This is a genomic window from Paracoccus niistensis, from assembly GCF_042432925.1.
Lineage (GTDB): Bacteria > Pseudomonadota > Alphaproteobacteria > Rhodobacterales > Rhodobacteraceae > Paracoccus > Paracoccus niistensis.
The window spans coordinates 1-800 of record NZ_JBHLWE010000052.1 but is presented as its reverse complement, the minus strand read 5'-3'; the positions used below and the strand labels follow the sequence as shown (position 1 = coordinate 800).

Annotated in this window: 1 protein-coding gene; it reads left to right on the top strand. The window is 67.8% G+C overall.

What is annotated here, in order from left to right; all coding sequences use genetic code 11:
• Positions 1-800, top strand: an 800-nt coding sequence (gene copM, locus ACFFII_RS16780; RefSeq protein WP_377700023.1) for a CopM family metallochaperone, incomplete at both ends; no start/stop codon positions are given.

Sequence of the window (800 nt, the reverse complement as noted above, 5' to 3'; positions counted from 1 at the left end):
CGGTCGATGCATCGAAAGCTGCCGGCGATGGGAGCGCCCCCGAGTTCACCCGCGCCTATGTGGACTCCATGGACGCGATGCACGGGCCGATGATGGAAGGCGTCAGGGCCGATGACCCCGACACGGCCTTCGTGCGGGGCATGATCCCGCATCATCAGGGCGCGATCGACATGGCCCGGATCGTGCAGCAGCACGGCGACGACCCGCAGACCAAGGCGTGGGCCGAGCAGATCATCGCCGCGCAGGAGCGCGAGATCGCCGAGATGGAAGCCTGGCTGAAGGAGAAAGGTAGCCCTGAGGGCATCGACTTCGGCCAGACCGGCGGCACTGTCTGGTCCGCCGATGAAGGCGGCAGCTCGATCAGCGCCATCGACCTGGGCACCGGGGCCGTGACCACGGTGCCCATCCCGGTGGCGCCCCATAACGTCGATCTGACGCCGGACGGGCGCTTCCTGCTGGCGGTCGGCACTCCGGCTTCCGGTGATCATGGCTCGGAGGGGCATGGCCACGACGGGGACGCCGCGGGACTCCTGGTAATGCTCGATCCACAGGACCTCTCGAAGCCTGCTGTCTCGGTCGAGATCGGTGCCCACCCGGCCCACGTCGTCGCCGATACGCAGGGTCGCGCCTATGCGTCCCTCTCGGGCGCGGACAAGGTCGCGGTGGTCGATCTCGCGAACGCATCGGTGATCGAGCGCATTGAGACCGGAGCTTATCCGCACGGGCTGCGGCTCAGCCCGGACGGGACCGAGCTCTACGTTGCCAATGTCGAGGACGGGTCGGTTTCGGTCATCGACACG